Origin of the sequence: Klebsiella africana (assembly GCF_020526085.1) — a bacterium.
GTDB lineage: Bacteria > Pseudomonadota > Gammaproteobacteria > Enterobacterales > Enterobacteriaceae > Klebsiella > Klebsiella africana.
The window spans coordinates 562,860-581,362 of sequence record NZ_CP084874.1; the positions used below are offsets into that span (position 1 = coordinate 562,860).

Annotated in this window: 15 protein-coding genes and 1 tRNA gene; 12 read left to right on the forward strand and 4 right to left on the reverse strand. The window is 55.7% G+C overall.

The window, feature by feature from the left end:
- Positions 1 to 11: 11 nt before the first annotated feature.
- Positions 12 to 1,355, reverse strand: coding sequence for an argininosuccinate synthase (gene argG, locus LGL98_RS02740; RefSeq protein ID WP_136031097.1), 1,344 nt, complete (start codon positions 1,353 to 1,355; stop codon positions 12 to 14).
- Positions 1,356 to 1,662: 307 nt separating this feature from the next.
- On the opposite strand from argG, the gene LGL98_RS02745 reads away from it, so the two are divergent.
- From LGL98_RS02745 to mtr, 12 genes are all read left to right on the forward strand, one after another.
- Positions 1,663 to 1,739 (forward strand) — tRNA-Met (locus LGL98_RS02745).
- Between the two features lie 208 nt (positions 1,740 to 1,947).
- A complete protein-coding gene (gene rimP, locus LGL98_RS02750) occupies positions 1,948 to 2,400 on the forward strand; it encodes a ribosome maturation factor RimP (RefSeq protein ID WP_002918364.1) in 453 nt (150 codons plus the stop codon).
- A gap of 27 nt (positions 2,401 to 2,427) precedes the next feature.
- Positions 2,428 to 3,915, forward strand: a complete 1,488-nt coding sequence (nusA, locus tag LGL98_RS02755; protein ID WP_002918252.1) for a transcription termination factor NusA — start codon at positions 2,428 to 2,430, stop codon at positions 3,913 to 3,915.
- Positions 3,916 to 3,939: 24 nt separating this feature from the next.
- Positions 3,940 to 6,630, forward strand: coding sequence for a translation initiation factor IF-2 (gene infB, locus LGL98_RS02760; RefSeq protein ID WP_008806629.1), 2,691 nt, complete (start codon positions 3,940 to 3,942; stop codon positions 6,628 to 6,630).
- A 102-nt stretch (positions 6,631 to 6,732) separates the two neighbouring features.
- Entirely contained in the window at positions 6,733 to 7,134 is a 402-nt protein-coding gene (gene rbfA, locus LGL98_RS02765) for a 30S ribosome-binding factor RbfA (RefSeq protein WP_002918248.1), read from the forward strand.
- Entirely contained in the window at positions 7,134 to 8,078 is a 945-nt protein-coding gene (gene truB / locus LGL98_RS02770; protein ID WP_023291116.1) for a tRNA pseudouridine(55) synthase TruB, read from the forward strand. Before rbfA ends, truB begins: the two co-directional genes overlap by 1 nt.
- Positions 8,079 to 8,226: 148 nt before the next feature.
- Entirely contained in the window at positions 8,227 to 8,496 is a 270-nt protein-coding gene (gene rpsO, locus LGL98_RS02775) for a 30S ribosomal protein S15 (protein WP_002918244.1), read from the forward strand.
- Between the two features lie 242 nt (positions 8,497 to 8,738).
- The gene (gene pnp, locus LGL98_RS02780) at positions 8,739 to 10,874 is read left to right on the forward strand and encodes a polyribonucleotide nucleotidyltransferase (RefSeq protein WP_004150944.1); all 2,136 of its coding nucleotides are present in this window, start codon (positions 8,739 to 8,741) and stop codon (positions 10,872 to 10,874) included.
- Positions 10,875 to 10,982: 108 nt separating this feature from the next.
- Positions 10,983 to 11,867 carry a lipoprotein NlpI gene (gene nlpI, locus LGL98_RS02785; RefSeq protein WP_002918241.1) on the forward strand — a complete coding sequence of 295 codons (885 nt, stop codon included), beginning with the start codon at positions 10,983 to 10,985 and terminating at the stop codon, positions 11,865 to 11,867.
- A 104-nt stretch (positions 11,868 to 11,971) separates the two neighbouring features.
- The gene (yrbN, locus tag LGL98_RS02790) at positions 11,972 to 12,052 is read left to right on the forward strand and encodes a protein YrbN (protein ID WP_085903200.1); all 81 of its coding nucleotides are present in this window, start codon (positions 11,972 to 11,974) and stop codon (positions 12,050 to 12,052) included.
- On the forward strand, positions 12,045 to 13,943 hold the full coding sequence (gene deaD / locus LGL98_RS02795) for an ATP-dependent RNA helicase DeaD (protein WP_136031099.1): 1,899 nt from the start codon (positions 12,045 to 12,047) through the stop codon (positions 13,941 to 13,943). The genes yrbN and deaD overlap by 8 nt, the downstream gene beginning before the upstream one ends.
- A gap of 144 nt (positions 13,944 to 14,087) precedes the next feature.
- Positions 14,088 to 15,332 (forward strand): tryptophan permease, encoded by a 1,245-nt coding sequence (gene mtr, locus LGL98_RS02800; protein ID WP_136031101.1) that lies wholly within the window; start codon positions 14,088 to 14,090, stop codon positions 15,330 to 15,332.
- Between the two features lie 44 nt (positions 15,333 to 15,376).
- Here mtr and LGL98_RS02805 read toward each other — a convergent pair whose 3' ends face one another.
- The 3 genes from LGL98_RS02805 to ubiU form a co-directional block, all read right to left on the reverse strand.
- The gene (locus tag LGL98_RS02805) at positions 15,377 to 16,384 is read right to left on the reverse strand and encodes a luciferase-like monooxygenase (RefSeq protein WP_136031103.1); all 1,008 of its coding nucleotides are present in this window, start codon (positions 16,382 to 16,384) and stop codon (positions 15,377 to 15,379) included.
- 143 nt (positions 16,385 to 16,527) lie between these two features.
- Entirely contained in the window at positions 16,528 to 17,406 is an 879-nt protein-coding gene (locus tag LGL98_RS02810) for a U32 family peptidase (protein ID WP_136031106.1), read from the reverse strand.
- Between the two features lie 5 nt (positions 17,407 to 17,411).
- Positions 17,412 to 18,407, reverse strand: coding sequence for a ubiquinone anaerobic biosynthesis protein UbiU (ubiU, locus tag LGL98_RS02815; RefSeq protein WP_004206164.1), 996 nt, complete (start codon positions 18,405 to 18,407; stop codon positions 17,412 to 17,414).
- Positions 18,408 to 18,503 lie beyond the last annotated feature (96 nt).

An 18,503-nucleotide genomic window follows, 5' to 3' on the forward strand; every position in this document is an offset into this window, starting at 1 on the left:
TCGTCAGATGATTATTTGCTTTTGTTTTCCAGATTCTCAACCTGCGGTAAACCTGTTGCTGAGGAGGCGCTCAGCAGGCCAGACTGCGCATAGCCGAACAGTTTCTCGCGGGTATCGGTGATATCCAGATTACGCATTGTCAGCTGGCCGATACGGTCTTCAGCGGTAAACATGGAATCACCTTTTTCCATAGTCAGACGCTCTGCTTTATAGGTGAGGTTGTCGGATACCGTATTGAGGATCGAGTAGTCGTTACCGCGACGCAGCTCAAGGGTGACTTCGCCGGTAATCTGGCTGGCGACCCAACGCTGCAGCGAATCACGCAGCATCAGCGCCTGGGAATCGAACCAGCGGCCCTGATAGAGCAGACGGCCCAGCTGGCGACCGTGGGCGTGATATTGCTCAATGGTATCTTCGTTATGGATACCGGTCAGCAAACGCTCGTAAGCGATATGCAGTAGCGCCATTCCGGGAGCTTCATAAATGCCGCGGCTTTTCGCTTCGATAATCCGGTTCTCGATCTGGTCGCTCATACCCAGGCCGTGACGACCGCCGATGCGGTTGGCTTCCAGCATCATCTCGACGTCGTCGGCAAAAGTTTTGCCGTTCAGCGCCACCGGATGGCCCTGCTCAAAGCGCACGGTCACCTCTTCTGCGGGGATTTTCACGTTTTCGTCCCAGAACTTCACACCCATAATCGGGTTAACGATCTTGACGCTGGAGTTCAGGAATTCGAGATCTTTCGCTTCATGGGTCGCGCCGAGCATGTTGGAGTCGGTGGAATAGGCTTTCTCGACCGACATTTTGTAGTCAAAGCCGCAGGCGATCATAAATTCGGACATTTCGTGGCGGCCACCGAGTTCATCGATGAAATCACTGTCCAGCCAGGGTTTGTAAATCTGCAGTTCAGCGTTGGTCAGCAGGCCATAACGATAGAAACGTTCGATATCGTTGCCTTTATAGGTGCTGCCATCGCCCCAGATGTTGACGCCGTCTTCTTTCATTGCGGCTACCAGCATGGTGCCGGTGACTGCGCGGCCCAGCGGTGTGGTGTTGAAATAGGTCAGCCCACCGGTAGTGTTATGGAAAGCGCCACACTGAATCGCCGCGATCCCTTCTGCGACCAGCTGTTTGCGGCAGTCGATCAGACGGGCGCCTTCAGCACCGTACTCTTTCGCGCGGCGCGGAATAGCATCGTAGTCGTCTTCGTCCGGTTGACCCAGGTTAGCGGTATATGCATAAGGCACGGCGCCTTTTTTGCGCATCCATAACAGCGCGGCGCTGGTATCCAGTCCACCAGAGAAAGCGATACCAATACGTTGACCAACCGGGAGATGCTTGAGAATCGTCGTCATAAAATAAAACCCTGCTCGATAGACTGTGGTGAGTTCGACTCAACAACCTTAACTGCATTTTTATGCATTAATTGTGAGTATTCATTTAACCATCTTTTACTGGCGACAGGAAGGGCTTCATCATCTTTTTGCTAAAAAAGCCTGAAATACCAGCACAAACGGCAATTGGGGAAGCTAAAAAGCATGTTGACAAAATATACTAATTGCCGTTACAATTCATCCCGATTTTATGTCCCGTCTTCGGTACCAAATCCCAGCAGTATTTGCGTCTTTTACTCAAAAAGAGTAAAATATGCCACGTTTCAGGCGCGGGGTGGAGCAGCCTGGTAGCTCGTCGGGCTCATAACCCGAAGGTCGTCGGTTCAAATCCGGCCCCCGCAACCACTTTCCCATTAAGTACTTTTTCAAATATACTGTGAGGACTAGGTGTCCTTCGTAGCCGGATTTGAAAGAATTCTTGCGGAAGGTGTTCCAGATCGCCATGGCGATCTCAGGGTTCAGTTATCTAAAGCCCCGATTTATCGGGGTTTTTTGTTATCTGACTTCAGAATAACTGGGCTATACGCCCTTTTTTTATGTCTTGGGGGTGGGTTTGTCCACATTAGAGCAAAAATTGACAGAGATGCTCACAGCGCCGGTTGAAGCGCTTGGCTTTGAGCTGGTCGGCATCGAATTTATTCGCGGTCGCACATCCACACTGCGCATCTATATTGATAGTGAAGATGGCATCAACGTTGATGATTGTGCTGATGTGAGCCACCAGGTAAGCGCCGTCATGGATGTCGAAGACCCGATCACTGTCGCTTACAACCTGGAAGTCTCTTCGCCTGGTCTTGACCGTCCGATGTTCACCGCCGAACACTATCAACGTTTCACCGGCGAAGAAGTTGCGCTGGTGCTGCGCATGGCGGTTCAGAACCGCCGCAAATGGCAGGGCATTATCAAAGCGGTAGACGGTGAGATGATCACGGTAACCGTCGAAGGCAAAGATGAAGTGTTCGCGCTGAGTAACATCCAGAAGGCGAACCTGGTTCCCCACTTTTAACAGTCTGGATTGAGGTGAAAGGCCCCGATGAACAAAGAAATTTTGGCTGTTGTTGAAGCCGTTTCCAACGAAAAAGCGCTGCCGCGTGAGAAAATTTTCGAAGCGCTGGAAAGCGCGCTGGCAACGGCCACCAAGAAAAAATACGAACAAGAGATCGACGTTCGCGTAGAAATCGACCGCAAGAGCGGCGATTTCGATACTTTCCGTCGCTGGCTGGTTGTAGAAGAAGTCACCCAGCCGACGCGCGAGATCACTCTCGAAGCCGCGCGTTTCGAAGATGAAAGCATGAACGTCGGCGACTATGTCGAAGATCAGATTGAATCTGTTACCTTCGACCGTATCACCACGCAGACCGCTAAACAGGTTATCGTGCAGAAAGTCCGCGAAGCTGAGCGCGCGATGGTGGTCGATCAGTTCCGCGAGCACGAAGGTGAGATCATCACCGGCGTGGTGAAAAAAGTGAACCGCGACAACATCACTCTGGATCTGGGTAACAACGCTGAAGCCGTGATCCTGCGTGAAGATATGCTGCCGCGTGAAAACTTCCGTCCGGGCGACCGCATTCGCGGCGTACTGTACGCTGTCCGTCCGGAAGCGCGTGGCGCCCAGCTGTTCGTCACCCGTTCCAAACCTGAGATGCTGATCGAACTGTTCCGCATTGAAGTGCCGGAAATCGGTGAAGAAGTGCTGGAGATCAAAGCGGCGGCTCGCGATCCGGGCTCTCGTGCCAAAATTGCGGTGAAAACCAACGACAAGCGCATCGACCCGGTTGGCGCTTGCGTCGGTATGCGCGGTGCGCGTGTGCAGGCCGTGTCGACTGAGCTGGGCGGTGAACGCATCGATATCGTCCTGTGGGATGATAACCCGGCGCAGTTCGTGATTAACGCCATGGCGCCGGCAGATGTCGCGTCCATCGTGGTGGATGAAGATAAACACACCATGGATATCGCGGTAGAAGCGGGCAACCTGGCGCAGGCGATTGGCCGTAACGGTCAGAACGTGCGCCTGGCTTCGCAGCTCAGCGGCTGGGAACTCAACGTGATGACCGTTGACGATCTGCAGGCTAAGCACCAGGCGGAAGCGCATGCCGCTATCGATACCTTCACCAAATATCTCGATATTGATGAAGATTTCGCGACAGTGCTGGTTGAAGAAGGCTTCTCCTCGCTGGAAGAGCTGGCCTATGTGCCGATGAAAGAACTGCTGGAAATCGACGGTCTGGATGAAGCCACCGTTGAAGCACTTCGTGAGCGTGCGAAAAACGCACTGACTACGCTGGCGCTGGCTCAGGAAGAGAGCCTGGGCGATAACAAACCTGCCGATGATCTGTTGAATCTGGAAGGTTTGGATCGTGCCCTGGCATTCAAACTGGCTGCCCGTGGTGTTTGTACGCTGGAAGATCTCGCCGAGCAGGGCGTTGATGACCTGGCTGATATCGAAGGGATGACCGACGAGAAAGCTGGCGAGCTCATCATGGCCGCTCGCAACATTTGTTGGTTCGGCGACGAAGCGTAATAAACTGTAGCAGGAAGGAACAGCATGACAGATGTGACTATTAAAGCGCTGGCCTCAGAAATTCAGACCTCTGTGGATCGCCTGATACAGCAATTTGCTGACGCAGGCATTCGCAAATCGGCTGATGATTCTGTGACCGCGCAAGAGAAACAAACTTTGTTGACGCACCTGAACCGTGAACACGGCTCGGCGCCAGACAAGCTGACGTTACAGCGTAAGACGCGCAGTACGTTGAATATTCCAGGTACCGGTGGGAAGAGTAAATCGGTACAAATCGAAGTCCGCAAGAAACGCACCTTTGTGAAACGCGATCCGCAAGAGGCTGAACGCCTGGCAGCGGAAGAGCAGGCGCAGCGTGAAGCGGAAGAGCAGGCCCGTCGTGAAGCTGAAGAAGCAGCAAAACGCGAGGCGCAATTAAAAGCTGAACGTGAGGCCGCAGAACAAGCTAAACGTGAAGTCGCTGATAAAGCGAAACGTGAAGCTGCGGAAAAAGACAAAGTGAGCAATCAACATACCGACGAAATGACCAAAACCGCCCAGGCTGAAAAGATCCGCCGTGAGAACGAAGCCGCGGAACTGAAGCGCAAATCGGAAGAAGAAGCACGCCGCAAACTTGAAGAAGAAGCGCGCCGTGTAGCGGAAGAAGCACGCCGTATGGCAGAAGAAAACGAAAAAAATTGGTCTGAAACCTCAGACAGCCCGGAAGATAGCAGCGACTATCACGTCACCACGTCACAGCATGCTCGTCAGGCTGAAGATGATAACGATCGTGAAGTCGAAGGCGGCCGCGGCCGTAGCCGTAGCAGCAAAGCGGCGCGTCCGGCGAAGAAAGGTAACAAACACGCTGAGTCGAAAGCTGACCGTGAAGAAGCCCGTGCGGCCGTTCGCGGTGGTAAAGGCGGTAAACACCGTAAAGGTTCCGCTCTGCAGCAGGGCTTCCAGAAGCCGGCGCAGGCCGTTAACCGTGACGTTATCATCGGCGAAACCATCACCGTTGGCGAACTGGCTAACAAGATGGCGGTGAAAGGTTCTCAGGTCATCAAAGCGATGATGAAGCTGGGCGCCATGGCGACCATTAACCAGGTTATCGACCAGGAAACCGCACAGCTGGTAGCCGAAGAGATGGGCCACAAAGTTATCCTGCGTCGTGAAAACGAACTGGAAGAAGCAGTAATGAGCGACCGTGACACCGGCGCTGCGGCTGAACCGCGCGCACCGGTAGTGACCATCATGGGTCACGTTGACCATGGTAAAACCTCGCTGCTGGACTACATTCGTTCTACCAAGGTTGCCTCCGGCGAAGCGGGTGGTATTACCCAGCACATCGGTGCTTACCACGTAGAAACCGACAACGGCATGATCACCTTCCTGGATACCCCGGGCCACGCCGCGTTTACCTCCATGCGTGCTCGTGGTGCGCAGGCGACGGATATCGTGGTTCTGGTAGTGGCGGCAGACGACGGCGTGATGCCGCAGACCATCGAAGCTATCCAGCACGCTAAAGCGGCGCAGGTACCGGTGGTGGTTGCGGTGAACAAAATCGATAAGCCAGAAGCTGATCCGGATCGCGTGAAGAACGAACTGTCCCAGTACGGCATCCTGCCGGAAGAGTGGGGCGGTGAGAGCCAGTTCGTCCACGTTTCCGCGAAAGCCGGTACCGGTATTGACGACCTGCTGGACGCGATCCTGCTGCAGGCTGAAGTTCTCGAACTGAAAGCGGTTCGTAACGGGATGGCGAGCGGCGCGGTCATCGAATCCTTCCTCGATAAAGGTCGTGGCCCGGTGGCTACCGTTCTGGTTCGCGAAGGTACCCTGCATAAGGGCGATATCGTCCTGTGTGGCTTTGAGTATGGCCGCGTGCGTGCGATGCGTGACGAACTGGGCCGCGAAGTGCTGGAAGCGGGTCCGTCCATTCCGGTGGAAATCCTCGGTCTGTCCGGTGTGCCGGCTGCCGGTGATGAAGTGACCGTGGTTCGTGACGAGAAGAAAGCGCGTGAAGTGGCGCTGTATCGTCAGGGCAAATTCCGTGAAGTTAAGCTGGCGCGTCAGCAGAAATCTAAACTGGAAAACATGTTCGCTAACATGACCGAAGGCGAAGTTCACGAAGTGAACATCGTGCTGAAAGCGGACGTACAGGGTTCTGTCGAAGCGATTTCCGATTCCTTACTGAAACTGTCTACCGACGAAGTGAAAGTGAAGATCATCGGTTCCGGCGTAGGTGGTATCACCGAAACCGACGCCACCCTGGCTGCAGCATCCAACGCGATTCTGGTTGGCTTCAACGTTCGTGCCGATGCCTCTGCACGTAAAGTTATCGAAGCGGAAAGCCTGGATCTGCGTTACTACTCCGTCATCTATAACCTGATCGACGAAGTGAAAGCGGCGATGAGTGGTATGCTGTCTCCGGAACTGAAACAGCAGATCATCGGTCTGGCTGAAGTGCGTGATGTCTTCAAATCGCCGAAATTCGGCGCCATCGCGGGCTGTATGGTTACCGAAGGGACGATCAAACGTCACAACCCAATCCGCGTTCTGCGCGATAACGTGGTTATCTATGAAGGCGAGCTGGAATCCCTGCGCCGCTTCAAAGATGACGTTAACGAAGTCCGTAACGGCATGGAATGTGGTATCGGTGTGAAGAACTACAACGACGTTCGCGTTGGCGATATGATCGAAGTGTTCGAAATCATCGAAATTCAGCGTAGCATCGATTAATCATCTGATGGCTAAGCCGCCGGGGAAGCGAAGCGCCACCCGGCAATCATTTTAAAAAGGGGCTTTAGGCCCCTTTTTTGTCTTTATTCTGGAGAATTTATTATGGCGAAAGAATTTGGTCGCCCGCAGCGCGTGGCCCAGGAGATGCAAAAAGAGATTGCCATCATCCTGCAGCGTGAAATCAAAGATCCGCGTCTGGGTATGATGACCACCGTTTCCGGCGTAGAAATGTCCCGTGACCTGGCCTATGCCAAGGTCTATGTCACCTTCCTGAACGACAAAGATGAAGCCGCGGTAAAAGCGGGCATCAAAGCGCTGCAGGAAGCGTCTGGTTTTATCCGCTCCCTGCTGGGCAAAGCGATGCGCCTGCGCATCGTGCCGGAACTGACTTTCTTCTACGACAACTCACTGGTGGAAGGGATGCGTATGTCCAACCTGGTCACCAGCGTGGTGAAACACGACGATGAGCGTCGTGTGAACCCGGACGACAGCAAGGAGGACTGATGAGTCGTCCTCGTCGTCGCGGTCGCGACGTGCACGGCGTATTGTTGCTGGATAAGCCTCAGGGTGCCTCCAGCAACGATGTGCTGCAGAAAGTAAAGCGTATTTATAACGCCAACCGCGCCGGGCATACCGGCGCGCTGGATCCGCTGGCGACCGGTATGCTGCCGATCTGCCTTGGCGAAGCGACGAAATTTTCCCAGTATCTGCTGGACTCCGATAAGCGCTACCGCGTTATCGCCAAACTGGGCCAGCGCACCGATACCTCCGATGCCGATGGCCAGGTGGTGGAAGAGCGTCCGCTAACCTTTAGCGATGAACAGCTAGCGGCGGCACTGGACAGCTTCCGCGGAGAGACGCAGCAGGTGCCGTCGATGTACTCGGCGCTGAAGTATCAGGGCAAGAAGCTGTACGAGTACGCTCGTCAGGGCATTGAGGTCCCGCGGGAAGCCCGGCCGATAACCGTCTATGAGCTGCTGTTTATCCGCCACGAAGGCGATGAGCTTGAGCTGGAGATCCACTGCTCGAAAGGCACCTACATCCGGACGATTATCGATGATTTAGGTGAGAAGCTTGGCTGCGGCGCGCACGTGATTTTTCTGCGCCGCCTGGCGGTGAGTAAATACCCGGTTGAGCGGATGGTGACCCTCGAGCAACTGCAGGCGCTGGTCGATCAGGCTGCGGCGCAGGATATTCCTGCCGCACAGCTGCTCGATCCGCTGCTGATGCCGATGGACAGCCCGGCTTCAGATTACCCGCTGGTGACGATTCCGGAAACTTCCGCAGTCTACTTTAAGAACGGTAACCCGGTACGTCAGTCAGGCGCGCCGCTTAACGGCCTGGTGCGGGTGATGGAGAGCGAGTCCGGCAAGTTTCTCGGCATGGGCGAAATTGACGATGAAGGCCGCGTGGCGCCGCGTCGTCTGGTGGTGGAATACCCGGCGTAAGCGCTTTTCTTGCGATAAAAGCCTGCTACGAGTAGAATATCGCCGCTTAACGTCCGCTAACGTGTTTTAACATTTTCGGGCGTTGCATCAGGGGTCGCTGAATTAGAGATCGGCACCCTTTCTTTCTTTTAATATTTGGAGTTCTAAAATGTCTCTAAGCGTTGAAGCTAAAGCAAAAATCGTTTCTGAGTTTGGTCGTGGCGAAAACGACAGCGGTTCTACCGAAGTTCAGGTTGCACTGCTGACTGCACAGATCAACCACCTGCAGGGCCACTTTGCAGAGCACAAAAAAGATCACCACAGCCGTCGTGGTCTGCTGCGCATGGTTTCTCAGCGTCGTAAACTGCTCGACTACCTGAAACGTAAAGATGTTGCACGTTACTCTGCGCTGATCGAGCGTCTGGGTCTGCGTCGCTAATTCTGCGAGTTTCAGAAAAAGGGGCCTGATGGCCCCTTTTTTCGACCGGGCGGCAGCAATTCATTCAAAACTCATGTATTGTTGCTAGTAATGATCTTCATGCAGAGGTTCGCGCGGCTAATGAGAGGCTTCATCCGCAGGGGCGGGTAAAGGTTGTCATTAGTCGCGAGGATGCAGAAGATCGGGTCAATAGACGCTATGTCGTGGATATGGCGTGATTTATAGATAAAAAGGATAGAATTTTGCTTAATCCGATCGTTCGTAAATTCCAGTACGGCCAGCACACCGTGACCCTGGAAACCGGCATGATGGCGCGCCAGGCAACGGCCGCTGTGATGGTTAGCATGGATGACACTGCGGTATTCGTGACCGTTGTGGGCCAGAAAAAAGCGAAGCCAGGCCAGGACTTTTTCCCGCTGACCGTTAACTACCAGGAGCGTACCTACGCTGCCGGTAAAATCCCGGGTGGTTTCTTCCGTCGTGAAGGCCGTCCAAGCGAAGGCGAAACCCTGATCGCGCGTCTGATTGACCGCCCGGTTCGCCCGCTGTTCCCGGAAGGCTTCGTTAACGAAGTTCAGGTTATCGCCACCGTCGTTTCCGTTAACCCGCAGGTTAACCCGGATATCGTCGCGATGATCGGTGCTTCCGCTGCGCTGTCGCTGTCTGGTATTCCGTTCAATGGCCCAATCGGCGCTGCGCGCGTGGGTTACATCAACGACCAGTACGTACTGAACCCAACCCAGGAAGAGCTGAAGTCCAGCAAACTGGACCTGGTGGTTGCTGGTACCGAAGCGGCCGTGCTGATGGTGGAATCCGAAGCGGAACTGCTGAGCGAAGACCAGATGCTGGGCGCGGTGGTCTTTGGCCACGAGCAGCAGCAGATTGTTATTCAGAACATCAACGACCTGGTGAAAGAAGCCGGTAAACCGCGTTGGGACTGGCAGCCGGAAGCGGTCAATGAAGCGCTGAACGCGCGCGTGGCTGCGCTGGCAGAATCCCGCCTGAGCGATGCTTACCGTATCACCGACAAACAAGAGCGTTACGCTCAGGTTGACGTGATCAAATCTGAAACCATCGCCACGCTGGTTGCTGAAGATGAAACCCTGGACGCTAACGAGCTGGGTGAAATCCTGCACGCTATCGAGAAAAACGTGGTTCGTAGCCGCGTACTGGCCGGCGAGCCGCGTATTGATGGCCGTGAAAAAGATATGATCCGTGGTCTGGACGTTCGTACCGGCGTTCTGCCGCGTACTCACGGTTCCGCACTGTTCACCCGTGGCGAAACGCAGGCGCTGGTTACCGCGACGCTGGGTACCGCACGCGATGCGCAGAACATCGACGAACTGATGGGCGAGCGTACCGACTCCTTCCTGTTCCACTACAACTTCCCTCCGTACTCCGTAGGCGAAACTGGCATGGTGGGGTCTCCGAAGCGTCGTGAAATCGGTCACGGTCGTCTGGCTAAGCGTGGCGTTCTGGCCGTTATGCCGACTATTGAAGAATTCCCGTACACCGTTCGCGTGGTATCTGAAATCACCGAATCTAACGGTTCTTCTTCCATGGCTTCCGTCTGCGGTGCCTCTCTGGCGCTGATGGACGCTGGTGTGCCGGTGAAAGCCGCTGTGGCAGGTATCGCCATGGGCCTGGTGAAAGAAGGTGACAACTTCGTCGTGCTGTCTGACATCCTCGGTGACGAAGACCACCTTGGCGATATGGACTTCAAAGTAGCGGGTTCCCGCGACGGTATCTCTGCGCTGCAGATGGATATCAAAATTGAAGGTATCACCAAAGAAATCATGCAGGTTGCATTGAACCAGGCTAAAGGTGCGCGTCTGCACATCCTGGGCGTGATGGAGCAGGCGATTAACGCGCCGCGCGGTGACATCTCTGAATTCGCACCGCGTATCCACACCATCAAGATCAACCCGGACAAGATCAAAGACGTTATCGGTAAAGGCGGTTCTGTTATCCGTGCCCTGACCGAAGAAACCGGCACCACCATCGAAATCGAAGATGACGGTACCGTGAAGATCGCCGCGACCGACGGCGACAAAGCACAGCATGCTATCCGTCGTATCGAAGAGATCACCGCTGAGATCGAAGTTGGCCGTATCTACAATGGTAAAGTGACCCGTATCGTTGACTTTGGCGCGTTCGTTGCCATCGGCGGCGGTAAAGAAGGTCTGGTTCACATCTCGCAGATCGCTGACAAGCGCGTTGAGAAAGTGACTGACTATCTGCAGATGGGTCAGGAAGTACCGGTTAAGGTTCTGGAAGTTGACCGTCAGGGCCGTGTCCGTCTGAGCATTAAAGAAGCAACTGAACAGACTCCGTCTGCCGCAGCGCCGGAAGCTCCGGCCGCCGAGCAGGGCGAGTAAGGTTGCCGTTAGCCCTCCGCTTTTGCGGAGGGCGTTTTACGGGCAGGACGCCTCGTTTGCAGCCGGGGAACAGGACGTTCATCCAATCGTTGTCTTCGGGAGTGGGAAATGAAGCCTTTTTTGCGCTGGTGTTTCGTGGCGACAGCTCTCACGCTGGCAGGATGCAGTAGCACCGCCTGGCGTAAGGACGCCGTCCTCGCAGTACCATTGCAACCGACTTTACAGCAAGAAGTGATTCTGGCACGTATGGAACAAATTCTTGCCAGTCGGGCTTTATCCGATGACGAACGCGCACAGCTTTTATATGAGCGCGGAGTGTTGTATGATAGTCTCGGTCTGAGGGCATTAGCGCGAAATGATTTTTCACAAGCGCTGGCAATCCGACCCGATATGCCTGAAGTATTCAATTACTTAGGCATTTACTTAACGCAGGCAGGCAATTTTGATGCTGCCTATGAAGCGTTTGATTCTGTACTTGAGCTTGATCCAACTTACAACTACGCGCACTTGAACCGCGGTATCGCCCTGTATTACGGCGGCCGGGCTAAGTTAGCGCAAGATGATCTGCTGGCGTTTTATCAAGACGATCCCAATGATCCTTTCCGTAGCCTGTGGCTTTATATCGCCGAGCGTAAACTCGACGAGAAGCGGGCGCTTGAAGCACTCAGAGAGCGCTTAAACAAGTCGGATAAAGAGCAATGGGGATGGAACATTGTCGAGTTCTACCTTGGCGACATTAGCGAAAAAGAGCTGATGACTCGTCTGAAGGCAGACGCAACGGATAACACCTCGCTCGCTGAGCATCTCAGTGAAACCAACTTCTATTTAGGTAAGTACTACCTAAGTCTGGGGGACAAGGACAGCGCTACGGCACTGTTCAAACTGGCGGTCGCCAACAACGTACACAACTACGTTGAGCACCGATACGCATTGTTGGAATTATCGCTCTTGGGCCAGGAGCAAGATGACCTGGCAGAATCGGACCAGCAATAGCTGACGAACACATCAGCCCATAGTTTTTTGCTTGCCATCACCTTCGCGGGTGAGGGCGTTGTTGTTCGTTAATACACCTACTTTGAGCCGGTTCACACTTTTCAATGAAAATTACCGTAAATTTTCACGATGAGTTATGTAGACTGGCCGCCATTAATTTTGAGGCACACGTACTACATGGCTGAATTCGAAACCACTTTTGCAGATCTGGGCCTGAAGGCTCCTATCCTTGAAGCGCTCACCGATCTGGGTTACGAAAAACCATCTCCGATCCAGGCTGAGTGCATTCCGCATCTGCTGGACGGCCGCGACGTTCTGGGTATGGCCCAGACGGGTAGCGGTAAAACCGCAGCGTTCTCTTTACCGCTGTTGAACAACATTGATCCTGAGCTGAGAGCACCGCAGATTCTGGTGCTGGCGCCGACCCGCGAGCTGGCGGTACAGGTTGCTGAAGCAATGACGGAATTCTCTAAACATATGCGCGGCGTGAACGTGGTTGCCCTGTACGGCGGCCAGCGTTATGACGTGCAGCTGCGCGCCCTGCGTCAGGGTCCGCAGATCGTCGTCGGTACCCCGGGTCGTCTGCTGGACCACCTGAAACGCGGCACCCTGGACCTCTCCAAACTGAGCGGTCTGGTACTGGATGAAGCAGATGAAATGCTGCGCATGGGCTTTATCGAAGACGTAGAAACCATTATGGCGCAGATCCCGGAAGGGCATCAGACCGCGCTGTTCTCCGCCACCATGCCGGAAGCGATCCGTCGCATTACCCGCCGCTTTATGAAAGAGCCGCAGGAAGTGCGCATTCAGTCCAGCGTGACGACTCGCCCGGACATCAGCCAGAGCTACTGGACTGCCTACGGCATGCGTAAAAATGAAGCGCTGGTGCGTTTCCTGGAAGCGGAAGATTTTGATGCGGCGATTATCTTCGTCCGTACCAAAAACGCGACCCTGGAAGTGGCTGAAGCGCTGGAGCGTAACGGCTACAACAGCGCGGCGCTGAACGGCGACATGAACCAGGCGCTGCGTGAGCAGACCCTGGAGCGTCTGAAAGATGGTCGTCTGGATATCCTGATTGCGACTGACGTTGCAGCCCGCGGTCTGGACGTTGAGCGTATCAGCCTGGTGGTGAACTACGACATCCCAATGGATTCAGAATCCTATGTTCACCGTATCGGCCGTACCGGTCGTGCGGGTCGTGCTGGCCGCGCGCTGCTGTTCGTTGAGAACCGCGAGCGTCGTCTGCTGCGCAACATCGAACGCACTATGAAGCTGACCATTCCTGAGGTAGAACTGCCGAACGCAGAGCTGCTGAGCAAGCGTCGCCTGGAAAAATTCGCCGCGAAAGTTCAACAGCAGCTGGAAAGCAGCGATCTGGATCAGTACCGTGCACTGCTGGCGAAAATCCAGCCGACGGCGGAAGGCGAAGAGCTGGACGTGGAAACGCTGGCTGCTGCGCTGCTGAAGATGGCTCAGGGTGAACGTTCGCTGATCGTTCCGCCGGATGCACCGATGCGTCCTAAGCGTGAGTTCCGTGACCGCGACGATCGCTTCGAGCGTCGTGGCGACCGTAACGATCGCGCTCCGCGCGGCGATCGCGAAGATCGTCCGAAGCGTGAGCGTCGTGACGTAGGCGATATGGAACTGTATCGCATTGAAGTGGGGCGCGATGACGGCGTTGAAGTGCGTCATATCGTTGGCGCGATCGCTAACGAAGGCGATATCAGCAGCCGTTACATCGGTAACATCAAGCTGTTCGCTTCTCACTCCACCATCGAACTGCCGAAAGGGATGCCGGGCGAAGTGCTGCAGCACTTTACTCGTACCCGTATCCTGAACAAGCCGATGAACATGCAGCTGCTGGGCGATGCGCAGCCGCGCACTGAACGTCGTGGCGGCGGTGAGCGTCGTGAAGGCGGTCGTGGCTTCGGTGGTGAGCGTCGTGAAGGCGGTCGTGGTGATGGTCGTCGTTTCAGCGGCGAACGTCGTGAAGGCCGTGCGCCGCGTCGTGACGATGCATCCGCGCCGCGCCGCGATGACTCTGCCGGTCGCCGTCGCTTCGGTGGCGATGCGTAATTAACGCCGCCCGCTAGCGTAAACTAAATAATACAGCCCCGATCGTCATGATTGGGGCTTTTTTTATTTCCTTTGTACTCGTGTACTGGTACAGTGCGTCATGCTCACCGTGAGCGAAGTATTTTTGACTGGAGAATTCGGTAAATGGCGACACTAACCACTACGGCAACCCGTCCGTCCTTGTTTGGCGGCGTGGTGATTATCGGCGGCACGATTATCGGCGCGGGCATGTTCTCGCTGCCGGTGGTGATGTCCGGCGCGTGGTTTTTCTGGTCGCTGGCGGCGCTGGTCTTCACCTGGTTCTGCATGCTGCACTCCGGTCTGATGATCCTCGAGGCCAATCTTAACTACCGCATCGGCTCCAGCTTCGACACCATTACCAAAGACCTGCTCGGCAAGGGCTGGAACCTGGTGAACGGCGTGTCGATCGCCTTTGTACTGTATATCCTGACCTATGCCTATATTTCGGCGAGCGGTTCGATCCTGCACCACACCTTCAGTGAAATGTCGCTGAACGTACCGGCGCGCGCGGCGGGCTTCGGCTTTGCACTGCTGGTGGCGTTTATTGTCTGGATGAGCACCAAAGCGGTTAGCCGCATGACAGCTATCGTGCTCGGTGCCAAGGTCATCACCTTCTTCCTGACCTTCGGCAGCCTGCTGGGACACGTCGAACCGACGACGCTGTCTAACGTCGCGGAGAAGAATGCCTCCTATGCGCCATACCTGCTGATGACGCTGCCGTTCTGCCTGGCCTCGTTTGGCTATCACGGTAACGTGCCGAGCCTGATGAAATACTACGGAAAAGATCCGCGGACCATCATTCGCTGCTTAACCTACGGTACGCTGCTGGCGCTGGGTCTGTACGTGGTATGGCTGCTGGTGACGATGGGTAACATTCCGCGTCCGCAGTTTATCGACATCGCGCAGAAGGGCGGCAATATTGATGTGCTGGTGCAGGCGCTGAGCGGCGTGCTGAACAGTCGTAGCCTGGATCTGCTGCTGGTGGTGTTCTCTAACTTTGCCGTCGCCAGTTCGTTTCTCGGCGTCACGCTGGGGCTGTTCGACTACCTGGCGGATCTGTTTGGCTTTGACGATAGCGCGATGGGGCGCTTTAAAACCGCGCTGTTGACCTTTATCCCGCCGATGATTGGCGGACTGGTAAAACCCGATGGTTTCCTTTACGCCATCGGCTATGCCGGCCTGGCGGCGACGATCTGGGCGGCGATTGTGCCGGCGCTGCTGGCTCGCGCCTCGCGTAAACGCTTCGGCAGCCCACAGTTCCGCGTGTGGGGCGGAACGCCGATGATTGTGCTGATCCTGCTGTTCGGTCTCGGCAACGCGGTTGTACACATCCTGTCGAGCGTTAATCTGCTGCCGGTTTATCAGTAAAGCTATTGCCCGGTGGCGCGACGTCCACCGGGCTGACGTTTGTGTTACCCCAACAATTCCTCTTTCACCTGCATCGCCAAATCAAACGAATGCAGTCGCGCCTGGTGGTCGAAGATCTGGCCGTTGACCATGATTTCGTCCGCCTCGGTTTCGCGCAGAATCGACTCTAAACCATGACGAACCTTAGCCTTATCGCCGACCAGCGACATGCTTAACGCCTGCTGCACGCCGTACTGCTCAGATGCTGACCACAGCTGATGCATATTTTCCACCGGCGGCGGCAGTTGTCCGGTTTCTCCGCGACGCAGCTTCACAAACGCCTGCTGCATGGAGGTGAAAAGAAACTCCGCATCGCGATTACTATCGGCGGCGATGATATTGATGCATACCATGGCGTACGGTTTTTCCAGCCGCGCCGAAGGTTTGAAATTGCTGCGATACAAATGCAGGGCCTGGAACAGCATATCCGGCGCGAAATGCGAGGCGAAAGCAAACGGCAGGCCGAGCTGTGCCGCCAGCTGGGCGCTGTACAGGCTTGAGCCCAGCAGCCACACTGGAATTCGTTCGCCATAGCCGGGAACCGGACGCACGTGCGGGTTCGGATCGCGGGCGTCAAACCAGTCCACCAGCTCCGCCACGTCGCGTGGGAAGTTATCGACATCGCCGCTCATATGGCGGCGCAGGGCGCGCATGGTCGGCTGATCGCTACCTGGCGCGCGGCCAAGGCCGAGATCGATCCGCCCGGGATAAAGGGTGTTCAGGGTGCCGAACTGCTCAGCGATCACCAGCGGAGAGTGGTTGGGTAGCATTACGCCGCCGGACCCGAGATGCAGGGTGGTAGTATTGGCGGCGAGATAGCCTATCAGCACCGAAGTCGCCGCGCTGGCAATGCCGACCATATTATGGTGCTCCGCCAGCCAGTAGCGGTGATAGCCGCGCGATTCCGCCAGCCTGGCGAGATCCAGAGAGTGGGTAAAGGCTTCTTTGGCAGAAGATCCTTGCGGGATCGGCGCCAGATCGAGCACCGAGAATCGAACAGAGTTGTCAGTCATAAAGGCTCACTTTGCTACAGCATCGTCATCAGATTGAAGGTCTTCTTCCAGCCTGGCGCATCCTGGACGCGCCAGCCAGAAAAGCTGCATCTTTAATAATGCATTAAAATATGAACACTGTTGTTAACAAAGTGAGCGGTTTATCAGGGTTGCAGCGCCAGTCCCGGCAACCGTTTCCAGTAGCCGTTGCAATCGCTATTGCTGGTGAGATCCAGTGGCGCAGCGCCGTTTTCGTTGGCGCGGAAGGCCTCTAGCATAGCGAAGGTCTCGTTGCCCATCGGCGACAGGCGCACCATATCCACCAGACCGTGCATGGATGTCAGCTCATTGCCCAGGTTGTAGACATAGCCGCTCATGGTCTGGATACCGTTGAGCACAAAGACTTGTTGGTTCTCCTGCGATAGCATACTGCGCCCGGTTGGGTACTTGATGCAGCAGGTCTCGCACTCATCCTTTGGCCTATCTTCCGAGCGGGCGGTAAAGCAGCGTGCAGAATAAGCCAGCGGCAGATGGCCGTAGCTCAGCACTTCGACTTCAAACTGGTTGCGAATACCCAGCTCTTCGCACTGGGTCAGTAAATTAGCCAGCCAGTCGCGGGAAAGCTCCACCGGCATGCACCAGCGCACCATCCCCTGTTTCAGCAGCAGGCGCAGGGTGACGGCGTTGTAGCAGTTCAGCGCATGCCCGGCGACGAACGGCAGCTTGCGTTCGGCGCAGAGGTTCACTACGCCCAAATCGCTGGCTTCAATCAGAAACTCGCCGTTATCGACATAGCGCTTCAGTTCGCCCAGTTCAGAGGAGGCCTGCACCAGCGCGAGGGTGGAGAGCACCACCTGCTTGCCGCTACCGGCCAGCGCCTGTGCCATTTCGAGCCAGTCACCGACTTTAGTGGCGCGACGTTTGCTGCACACGGCTTCGCCGAGATAAATAGTGTCGGCGCTACAGTTTGCCGCCTGCTGGTAAAAATCTTCCAGCGTCTCTTTTGGCCAGTAGTACAGCACCGGCCCTAATGAATATTTCATGTTTCTCACTGCCATTTACGGTGGTAGGCGCCAAGGGTGGTTTGTGTCCCTTCGGACATTGAGCCAAGGGTTTCCATCCATGCGGATTGCGGCACGAAATTCTGCGGATCGGCTTTGCAGCGATCGATCGCCTGACGCCAGACTTTTGCCACCTGGGTAACGTATGCCGGGCTGCGCTGGCGTCCTTCTATTTTCACTGAGGCGATATTGGCGGCCATCAGCTCCGGCAACAGCTCGAGGGTGTTGAGGCTGGTGGGCTCTTCCAGCGCATGATAGCGCTCGCCGTCGACCAGGTAGCGGCCTTTACACAGCGTCGGATACCCGGCGTTCTCACCATCCTGATAGCGATCGATCAGCACTTCGTTGAGGCGCGACTCCAGCCCCTGCGGCGTTTGCTGCCAGCGCACGAAGCGGGCAGGCGAACAGGCGCCAACGGTATTCGGTGATTCGCCGGTCAGGTAGGAAGAGAGATAGCAGCGGCCTTCCGCCATGATGCACAGGCTGCCGAAGGCAAAGACTTCCAGCGGCACCGGCGTAGCGCGGGCTAACTGTTTCACCTGGTGAATAGACAGGACGCGTGGCAGCACAACGCGCGCGACGTCGAAGTTGCGATGATAGAAGCGAATCGCTTCTTCATTGGTGGCAGAAGCCTGTACCGAAACGTGACGCTCAATATGTGGATAGCGTTCCGCGGCGTACTCCAGCATGGCGATATCGGCCAGGATCAGCGCATCGGCGCCCAGCTGGGCGGCCATATCCACCGCGCGTTGCCAGCGAGCGTAGCCGTCCGGGTGGGCAAAGGTGTTGATCGCGATATGCAGCTTACGACGGTGCTGGTGCACAAAGCTGACGGCTTCCTGCAGTTTCTTTTCGGTGAAATTAAGGCCGGCAAAGTGGCGGGCGTTGGTGTCATCTTTCAGCCCGATATAGACGGCATCGGCGCCGTTTTCGATGGCCGCCTTTAGCGCCGGAAGGTTACCGGCTGGGCAGAGCAGCTCCATAATTTTTCCTGAAAAATGCGGCCCGTCAGGGACGCGGATTGGTTAACGAGCAGGGATTTTAGTTAACCTTCTGGTGACAATTTTTGATTTGAGGCA